Raw genomic sequence first — 8,710 nt, 5'->3', positions numbered from 1 at the left:
TCGAGGGAGACGGCGTGCTCGCCCGCGCGCTCGGGCTCAGCGCGACCGCGCCGCTCGCGGCGTCCGGCTCGGCGCGCGTCCTCGGCTGGCCGCGCGCGCCGGCGCTCGTCGTCCGCGTGGTCGCGCCGCAGGCCGCGCTCGACAACGCGGTGATGCAGGTCCGCGCGCTGATCGATCAGCTGCACCGCGCCGGGCTCGCGCAGCCGGAGTACGAGCGCGCCGTCGTCGCGCGGCAGCGCGCGGTCGTCGCGCAGGCGCTCGATCCGCGCGCGCGCGTCGTCGCGACGTGGCGCGGCGAGCCGACGGGCGACGGCGGCAAGCCGCGCGTGACGAGCGAGGACGTGCGCGCGTTCGCGGCGAAGCACCTCGTCGAGGACGCGATGGTGGTCGTCACCGCGCGGCCGCCGCGCCCGCCGCCGACGGCGGAGGCCTCGAAGCCGTGAGCCGGCGGGCGCAGCCGTGAGCTGGTGGGCGCGGTCGCTCGCCGACGTCCCCTGGTTCGACGTCGCCGGCGACAAGGTGCGGTTGCTCCGCGACGGGCGCGAGGCGTTCCCGGCGATGCTCGACGCGATCGCGTCGGCGACGCGCGAGATCGTCCTCGAGATGTACTGGGTCGGCACCGACGCGGTCGGGACGAAGTTCCGCGAGGCGCTCGTCGAGCGCGCGCGCGCGGGCGTCACCGTGCGCGTGATCTACGACGCGATCGGCTCGCTCTCGCTCACGCCGTCGTTCTGGGATCCGCTCGTCCGCGCCGGCGGCGAGTTCCGCGACTACCACCCGATCTCGCCGCTCCGCCCGACCTTCGATCTCGCGAACATCGAGCAGCGCAACCACCGCAAGATCCTCGTCGTCGACGGCCTGCGCGGCTTCACCGGCGGCCTCAACCTCGCGCGCCCATGGCTCCCGATCGAGGACGGCGGCGAGGCGTGGCGCGACGACATGGTCGAGGTCGTCGGCCACGCGGCGGAGGAGCTGCGCACGCTCTTCTATAAGACGTGGCGGCGCGCGGTCTTCCGCCGGCTCCCGAAGGGCGGCGGCAGCGTCTTCGCGTTCCCGCCGAACCTGATCCCGCTGAACAAGCGACCGAGCGGCCGCGTCTACGTCCTCGCGAGCTTGCGGCGGAGCCGGCGGAACCTGCGCCGCGAGTACCTCGCGCGCCTCAACCGCGCGCAGGAGTCGATCGAGATCGCGAACTCGTACTTCATCCCCGACCGCCACGTCCGGAACGCGCTCTACCGCGCCGTCCTCCGCGGCGCCCGCGTGCGCGTGCTCGTGCCGGCGAAGAGCGACGTCACGATCGTGCAGTACGCGCTCGAGGCGATGTACGAGACGCTCCTCCGGAACGGCGTCGAGATCTACGCCCACCACGGCCCGATGATGCACGCGAAGACCGCGATCATCGACGACGCGTTCGTCACGATCGGGAGCTACAACCTCGACGAGCGCTCGCAGGTGAAGAACCTCGAGTGCAACATCGCGGTCGAGGACGCCGCCTTCGCGAAGCACGTCCGCGCGTGGTTCGATCGCGACCTCGCGCACGCGACCAACCTCGACCTCCACGAGTGGCGCGCGCGCCCCCTCGCCCGCCGCGGGGTCGAGTACATTGCGTACGCGCTGAGGAAGCTCTGGTGATCCGGGACCGCGTTCGACAAGGCCTGCGCGCGGGCGGCTTCGCCGGCGCGACCGCGACGATGACCGCGATGTGCGCCGCCCACGTCGCGGCGAGCCCGCCGGAGCGGCGCGAGGAGGTCATCGCGGGCTGGGTCCAGCGCTGGTCGAGCACGCTCCTCCGCCTCTTCGCGATCCGCACCGTCGTGCACGGCGCGGCGCCGCCGCCGACGAAGAAGGGCGAGCGCGGCCGCCTCATCGTCGCGAACCATCGCTCCGCGATCGACATCGGCGTCATGCTCTCGACCTTCGGCGGCCGCATGGTGAGCCGCGCCGATCTCTCGCAGTGGCCGGTCGTCGGCGCGGCCGCGAAGCTCGGCGGGACGATCTTCGTCGACCGCGCGGACGCGCGGAGCGGCATGGTCGTGATGCGCGCGATGCAGAAGCACCTCGAGGCCGGCGACACGGTGACCATCTTCCCCGAAGGCACCACCTTCGAGGGCGACGAGGTGCGGCCCTTCCACGGCGGCGCGTTCATCGCCGCCGCCCGCGCGCGCGCGGAGGTCCTCCCGGTCGGCCTCGCCTACCCGTCCGCGTCCGGCGCCGCCTTCGTCGGCGAGTCGTTCATGAGCCACCTCGGCCGGATGGCGATGGCATCGAGCCCCACGTGCGTCGGCGTCGCGGTGGGCGCGCCGATCCTCGCGGAGGGCAAGAAGGCCGCCGAGCTCACCAAGCTCGCGGAGGCGGCCGTGCAAGCGGCGGTGCACGAAGCCCGCGCGGCGTGCGGGCCCTGAGCCTAGCCGCCGCCGACGAAGTGGACGATTTCGACGGTGTCGCCGTCCTTCAGCGCGCGCGCGGCGTGCTCGGCGCGGGGGACGACCTCGCGGTTCTGCTCGACCGCGACGGGCCCGCCGCCGAGGCCGAGGTGCTCGACGAGGGCGCGCACGGTGAGCCCGTCGGGGACGTCGCGCTCGCTTCCGTTGATCGTGAGCTTCATCGCGCACGATACTACCGCCGAATGACCGAGAAGCTGTACTGGGCCGATCCGCATCGGACGACGTTCACGTCCACCGTCCGCGCCTTCACCTCGCGCGACGGCCGTCCCTCGGTCATGCTCGAACGGAGCCTCTTCTACCCGGAGGGCGGCGGCCAGCTCGGCGACGTGGGGACGCTGCGCGCAGGCGGCCGCACCCACGCCGTCGTGGACACGCAGATCGACGACGCCGGCGTCATCCACCACCTCCTCGCGGAGCCGCCCGCCGAGCCGCTCGCGGGAGAGGTCGAGGGCACGATCGACGCCACGCGACGCCGCGATCACATGGCCCAACACACCGCGCAGCACGCGCTCTCTCGCGCGCTCGCGGACCTCGCGAAGGCCGACACGGTGTCGGCGCGCCTCGGCGCGACGAGCTGCACGATCGACGTCGCGCGCCCCGGCATCCCCGACGCGGAGCTCCATCGCGCGGAGGACCTCGTCAACGAGCTCATCGCGAGCGACGTCGCGGTGCGCGCGCTCTACCCCACCGCCGAGGAGCTCCCTCTGCTGAAGCTCCGCAAGCAGCCGAAGGTGACGGAGGGAACGATCCGCGTCATCGACATCGAGGGCTTCGACCTCACCCCGTGCGGCGGCACGCACTGCACGCGGACGGGCCAGATCGGGCAGGCGCGCATCGTGGCGCTCGAGAAGTACAAGGGGATGCTGCGCATCACGTTCCACGCCGGCCTCCGCGCGCTCACCGACGCGCGCGCGAAGCACGCGGCGCTCGCGGCCCTCGCCGCCGACCTCACCTGCGGCGTCGCCGACGTCCCCGCCGCGGTCACGCGCCTCCGCGCCGATCTCAAGAACGCGCGCGCGAGCCTCGACGCCGCGCGCGGCGAGATCGCGACGCTGCTCGCGACGAGCGTCCTCGCGTCGTTGCCGGAAGGCCCGGGCCCGCACGTGCTCCCGCTCGAGCGCCCCGGCGACGACGTCAACGCGCTACGCAAGCTCGCCAACGAGCTGACGACGGACCCCCGCGTCCTCACGCTGCTGGCCGCCCCCGACGCCGCGACGGGCGAGCTCTCCATCGTCGTGCAACGCGGCAGCGGCGTCGCCTTCGACGCGGGCGCCTTCATCAAGGCGCAGTGCGCCGAGCGCGGCACCCGCGGCGGCGGCCGCCCCGAACGCGGCGAGGCCCGCTTCCCCACCGGCACAACCCTCGACGCCCTCACGACCGCCGCACGCGCGCTCCTCTGATCTGAGCCGCACGCACGAGCCCGCGTCACCCCGGCGGGAGGCCGCTCGGCGGGGACTCGCCGCCGCCCTCGTCGAGCTTGCGGTAGATCGTGCGCGTCGAGATGCCGAGGAGCTGGGCGGCGAGGGACTTGTCGCCCTTCGTGTGCTTGAGCGTCTCGCGGATCGCGCGGAGCTCGATCTCCGCGAGCGGCGTGCCGACCGGGAAGTCGAGCGCGCGCGGCGCCGAGTCCTGCGCCTTCGCGATCGCCTCCGGCAGGTCCTGCTCGCTCAACGTGTCGCCGCGCGAGAGGACGACCGCGCGCTCGATCACGTTCTCGAGCTCACGCACGTTGCCCGGCCACGCGTAGTCCATCATCCGCTCGAGCGCGGGCCGCGCGACGGAGAGGCGCGCCTTGCCGTTCTTCTTCGCGTAGAGCCCGACGAAGTGATCGACGAGGAGCGGGACGTCCTCGCGCCGCGCGCGGAGCGGCGGCGCGGTGACGGCGATGACGTTGAGCCGGTAGTAGAGGTCCTCGCGGAAGCGGCCCGCCTTCACCTCCTCGAGGAGATCGCGGTTCGTCGCGGCGACGATGCGGACGTCGGCCTTCACCGTGTTGCCGCCGAGCGGCTCGTATTCGCCCTCCTGCAGCACGCGGAGGAGCTTCACCTGGACCTGCGGCGAGAGCTCGCCGATCTCGTCGAGGAACAGGGTGCCGCCCGTCGCCTTCGCGAAGCGGCCGTCCTTCTTCGTCACCGCGCCGGTGAAGGCGCCGCGCTCGTGCCCGAAGAGCTCGCTCTCGAGGATCGTCTCCGGGATCGCGGCGCAGTTCACGGCGACGAACGGCTTCTTCGCGCGCGCGCTCCGCTCGTGGATGTAGCGCGCGAGGAGCTCCTTGCCGGTGCCGCTCTCGCCGAGCACGAGCACGGTCGCGATGCTGGGCGCCGCCTGCGTCGCGACCTCGATCACGCGCCGCCACGCGACGGAGCTGCCGATGATCTCGCGCTTCGTCAGCATCTTGATCTCGTCCTTGAGCGAGCGGTTCTCCTCGAGGAGACGCCCCCGCTCCGCCGCCTTGCGCACGCTCTTCACGATCGTCATCCGCTTCAGCGGCTTCTCGACGAAGTCGTACGCGCCCTCGCGCATCGCGCTCACCGCGACCTCGACCGAGCCGTAGGCCGTCATCAGCACGACCTCGACCTCGGGCTGCACCTGCTTGATCGCGCGGAGCAGCTCGAGCCCCGTCGTCCCCGGCATCATCAGGTCGGTGAGGACGACGTGGACGCGATGCGAGCGCACCTGCTCGAGCGCGTGCTTCGCGTCGTAAGCGACGAGCACGCGCATGCTCTCGCGCTGGAAGATCTTCTCCAGCGACTCGACGTTCGACCGCTCGTCGTCGACCACCAGCACCGTCGTCCCCTCGTCCGCCGGCGCTCTCGACTCATTGGCATCAACCTGTGACGATTCGTCAATCACCCAACCATCTTGTCATGAGCAAGACATTTCGTCCAGTGGGAACCAAGTTGACCACGGATCATCCTGTAAATTTGCGCTAACTGCGCGAAATTTAGCCGTCCAACCTGTGGCCCGACTCGTGAAAGGTAGGCAAATCACCTACTCACCCTCCACCGAGGAAGACGCTCCGCGCGACGGTGAAGCCGACGCTCGCGAACCAGGACATCGTCTTCAACGTGCAGGGCCAGGGCCGCGTCATCCGGATCGAGAACGGCTGGGCGTGGCTCCAGGGTCAGATCCAGCTCCGCAACGGCGGCGAGCCGACGACGCGCGGCACGCTCTACGAGCAGGACGACAAGCTCGGCATCTTCGACGGCTTCCGCGTCGAGGCGCTCCTCAAGAAGGAGGGCAACACCTGGAAGACGGTCGAGCACGGCATCGGCTCCACCGACGTGTGGTGGTGGGAGATCGAGAGCCGCTACACCGCGGCGCCGCGCAAGCTGTTCCCCTGGCTCGACCAGCTCGAGAACGGCGACGAGATCGTCGCGTCGGAGCGGCAGCAGATCATGAACGCGCTCCGCGCGACGGTGAAGCGCGAGATCCCGAACCAAGACATCGTCTTCAACGTCCGCCGCGAGAACGGCGTCCTCCGCGTGAAGGGCGACTACGCGTGGCTCCAGGGCTACATCGAGCTCCGCGGCGGCGGCGCGCCGACGACGCGCGGCACCGCCTACGAGGAGGCGGACAAGGAAGGCCTCTTCGACGGCTTCCGCATCGAGGCCCTCCTGAAGAAGGACACGAACGGCAACTGGACGGTCGCGAATCACGGCGTCGGCTCCACCGACGTCTGGTGGTGGGGCATCTGGGAGAGCCACCCGGACGCCGACCGCGCCCTCTGGGGCGACTACGCGCAGGAGTAACGCGCGCTCACGCTCAACGGATCAACTTCGAGATCGCCTTGAACGCGTCGGTGCCTGCGACGCGCAGGAGGTCGAACGCGACCGTCTCGGTGCCGGTCACCACCGCGCCGGCGCGATCGCACAGCGAGAGGCCGAGCACGCGGTTCTCCTCGCGCCGCGAGCAGACCGCGTCGCCGACGACGTGCGTGACGTAGCCGCGCCGCACGAGCTCGCGCGCGGTCTGGAAGACGCAGACGTGCGACTCCATCCCCGCGACGACGACCGCGCGCGGCGCGCGATCCGACAGCGCGCGCGCGATCGCGAGGTCGGAGGCGGCGTCGAAGGTCATCTTCTCGAGCGCCGGCGACGGCAGCCGCTCGCGGAGCGGCGCGACGGTGGGGCCGAGGCCCTTCGTGTACTGCTCGCTCGCGAGCACGCTCATGCCGAGCACCTTCGCGGTCTCGAGGAGGATGGTCGTGTTCTTCACGACGCGCTCGAGCGCGTCGGGCGGCATCGCGGCGGCGAGCTTCTCCTGCACGTCCACGACGAGGAGCAACGTGGTCTGCGGATCGAGACGTTCCATACCCACAGGCTAGCGCGCGCGGCGGAGGAAGAGCTTCGGACGAAACGACCTCAGCAGCGCGGGGAGCTCCATCTTCGGCTCGAAGTCGACGACCGCGCGTCCGATCTCGCGCTCGGACGCGTCGTAGAGGCTCGCCGTCATCGTCGTGAGCGAGCCGATCGCGTTGTAGACGAAGAAGTCGCGCTGGCCGCGGAGGTGGTACGTGTCGCCGTCGTCGCCCTCGAACGTGAGCGCGTACGGGACGCGGTTCTCGTCGAGGAGGTGCCAGCGGATCTCCCCCGTCACGGCGCGCCCCGCGCCGCCGTTCTCCGCGAGCCCGCCGGCGTGGATGGTGCCCTCCACCCGGATGGCGCGCCGGCGCGCGAACCGGCGGAGCCCGTCGACGACGAGGCGCAGCTGGATGCGGACGACGCGATCGACGAGCGGATCCTCGAAGCTGTGCCAGCTGCCCGTCATCGACTCCGCGAGCTCGAAGCCGAACATGCTCAGCCCTTCGGCGGCGGGCGGACCACGAGCCGCTCGAGGACGAGGCCCTTGTCCGCCGCCTCCGCGATGTCGTCGACGTCCGCCGCGGTCACGTTGCCGTACGCGACGTGCTCCGGCTCCTGCAGCACAGTCGCGCCGATCTCGCAGAGGTCGAGGCAGCCGCTCGAGCACGCCCGCACGCGCGCGGACGCGCCGCGCTGCAGGAGCGCGGCCTTGAGCCGCTTCGCGAGCTCCTCGCTCCCCTTCTGCGCGCACGAGCCCTTCGGGTTGTCGTCGGCGCGCCGGTTCGTGCAGACGAACAGGTATCGATCGCGGTGCGGCATCGGCGAACGAACCTTCGAACGCTCCGCCGGACGCGTCAAGCCGCTTGCTTGACGGCGTCGAGAGGTGCCAAAGTCGCGCCCATGAAACGCCGGTCCAAGTCCATCCTCGCTGCTGTCGTGATGCCCGTTCTGCTCGGGGCCGGCGTGATCATCGCGTGCGGCGGCCCCGACAACCTCCCGCCGCCGCCGCCCCCGCCGCCCGTCCCCGCGACGGACGGCGCGACGACCGTGTCGACCGTCGCGCAGCCGCCCTCCACCGCGCCCGCGCCGCCGAAGGCCCCGCCGCCTCCGGTCACCCTCACCCTCGGCGCCGCGAGCCCCGACCCGACCGGCGCCCTCCCCACCGTCGCGATCACCGCGCCGGCAAAGGAAGCGGTCGTCCCGAACGACAAGGCGGCCGGCTACTCGGTGAAGCTCGACGTCAAGAACTGGCCGACCGCGACCGGCTCGAGCCACGTCCACCTCATCCTCGACAACAAGCCCTACAAAGCGATCTTCGACCCGAAGGTGCCGGTGAAGCTCTCGGAGCTCACCAACGGCGAGGAGATCAAGGAGGGCCGCCACGTCCTCGTCGCGTTCCCGAGCCGCGCGAACCACGAGTCGGTGAAGACGAAGGGCGCGCTCGCGGTCGTGCCGTTCTGGGTCGGCAAGAAGGGCGACGCGAAGGACGACTTCACGAAGAAGCCGATGCTCGTCTACAGCCGCCCGAAGGGCGAGTACAAGGGCGAGCTCGCGAACCACGTCCTCATCGACTTCTACCTCTCCGGCGTCACGCTCGCGGAGGGCAAGGAGCACGTGAACGTCAAGGTCACGGGCCCCGGCATCGACAAGCCGCTCGAGGCGAAGGCCACGAAGTGGGGGCCGCCCTTCTACCTCGACAACCTCCAGAACGGCTCCTACGAGATCAAGACCGAGCTCGTCGACGGCTCCGACAAGCCGATCGAAGGCCCGTGGAACTCGACGACGCGCTCGATCAAGATCGACCACGACGCGCCGGCGGACCCGATCGCCGCGCACGGCGGCCACGATCCCGACGCCGGCGCGCCGCCGAAGGGCGCGACCTCGGCGCCGATGCCGCCGCCGACGATGACGAACCAGCAGCTCCCGCCGATGGGCGGCAGCGGCGGCGCGAAGTAAGGGCCG

The 8,710-nt window shown here is 71.4% G+C and carries 10 protein-coding genes and 1 pseudogene; 6 read left to right on the top strand and 5 right to left on the bottom strand.

The features are described 5' to 3' along the window. The 3 genes from KF837_13325 to KF837_13315 form a co-directional block, all read left to right on the top strand. Positions 1-443: hypothetical protein (locus tag KF837_13325; protein MBX3228294.1), on the top strand; the 443-nt coding region annotated here is incomplete at its 5' end. A gap of 16 nt (positions 444-459) precedes the next feature. Continuing rightward, positions 460-1,632, top strand: coding sequence for a cardiolipin synthase B (locus tag KF837_13320; GenBank protein MBX3228293.1), 1,173 nt, complete (start codon positions 460-462; stop codon positions 1,630-1,632). Continuing rightward, entirely contained in the window at positions 1,629-2,402 is a 774-nt protein-coding gene (locus KF837_13315; GenBank protein ID MBX3228292.1) for a 1-acyl-sn-glycerol-3-phosphate acyltransferase, read from the top strand. The genes KF837_13320 and KF837_13315 overlap by 4 nt, the downstream gene beginning before the upstream one ends. 2 nt (positions 2,403-2,404) lie before the next feature. Here the strand turns inward: KF837_13315 and thiS are convergent, their stop codons facing one another. Further along, positions 2,405-2,605, bottom strand: coding sequence for a sulfur carrier protein ThiS (gene thiS / locus KF837_13310; protein ID MBX3228291.1), 201 nt, complete (start codon positions 2,603-2,605; stop codon positions 2,405-2,407). Positions 2,606-2,626: 21 nt separating this feature from the next. Between thiS and KF837_13305 the strand changes: the two genes are divergently transcribed. Beyond that, positions 2,627-3,844 (top strand): alanyl-tRNA editing protein, encoded by a 1,218-nt coding sequence (locus KF837_13305; GenBank protein ID MBX3228290.1) that lies wholly within the window; start codon positions 2,627-2,629, stop codon positions 3,842-3,844. A 25-nt stretch (positions 3,845-3,869) separates the two neighbouring features. On the opposite strand, the pseudogene KF837_13300 reads toward KF837_13305, so the two are convergent. Next, positions 3,870-5,234: pseudogene (locus KF837_13300) on the bottom strand (sigma-54-dependent Fis family transcriptional regulator). A gap of 239 nt (positions 5,235-5,473) precedes the next feature. Here KF837_13300 and KF837_13295 point away from each other — a divergent pair. Next, entirely contained in the window at positions 5,474-6,196 is a 723-nt protein-coding gene (locus KF837_13295; protein MBX3228289.1) for a hypothetical protein, read from the top strand. A gap of 13 nt (positions 6,197-6,209) precedes the next feature. Here the strand turns inward: KF837_13295 and KF837_13290 are convergent, their stop codons facing one another. The 3 genes from KF837_13290 to KF837_13280 are packed head-to-tail and all read right to left on the bottom strand — an operon-like array spanning position 6,210 to position 7,567. After that, the gene (locus KF837_13290; protein MBX3228288.1) at positions 6,210-6,758 is read right to left on the bottom strand and encodes an isochorismatase family protein; all 549 of its coding nucleotides are present in this window, start codon (positions 6,756-6,758) and stop codon (positions 6,210-6,212) included. 9 nt (positions 6,759-6,767) lie between these two features. Next, a complete protein-coding gene (locus KF837_13285; GenBank protein MBX3228287.1) occupies positions 6,768-7,241 on the bottom strand; it encodes a hypothetical protein in 474 nt (157 codons plus the stop codon). Positions 7,242-7,243: 2 nt separating this feature from the next. After that, complete coding sequence (locus KF837_13280) at positions 7,244-7,567, bottom strand: (2Fe-2S) ferredoxin domain-containing protein (GenBank protein MBX3228286.1); 324 nt, start codon at positions 7,565-7,567, stop codon at positions 7,244-7,246. A gap of 81 nt (positions 7,568-7,648) precedes the next feature. On the opposite strand from KF837_13280, the gene KF837_13275 reads away from it, so the two are divergent. Continuing rightward, the gene (locus tag KF837_13275) at positions 7,649-8,704 is read left to right on the top strand and encodes a hypothetical protein (protein MBX3228285.1); all 1,056 of its coding nucleotides are present in this window, start codon (positions 7,649-7,651) and stop codon (positions 8,702-8,704) included. Positions 8,705-8,710: the final 6 nt, after the last annotated feature.

The sequence above is a fragment of the Labilithrix sp. genome (genome assembly GCA_019637155.1).
In the GTDB taxonomy this organism is placed as follows: domain Bacteria; phylum Myxococcota_A; class Polyangia; order Polyangiales; family Polyangiaceae; genus Labilithrix.
This window is presented reverse-complemented; position numbering and strand designations above follow the sequence as displayed.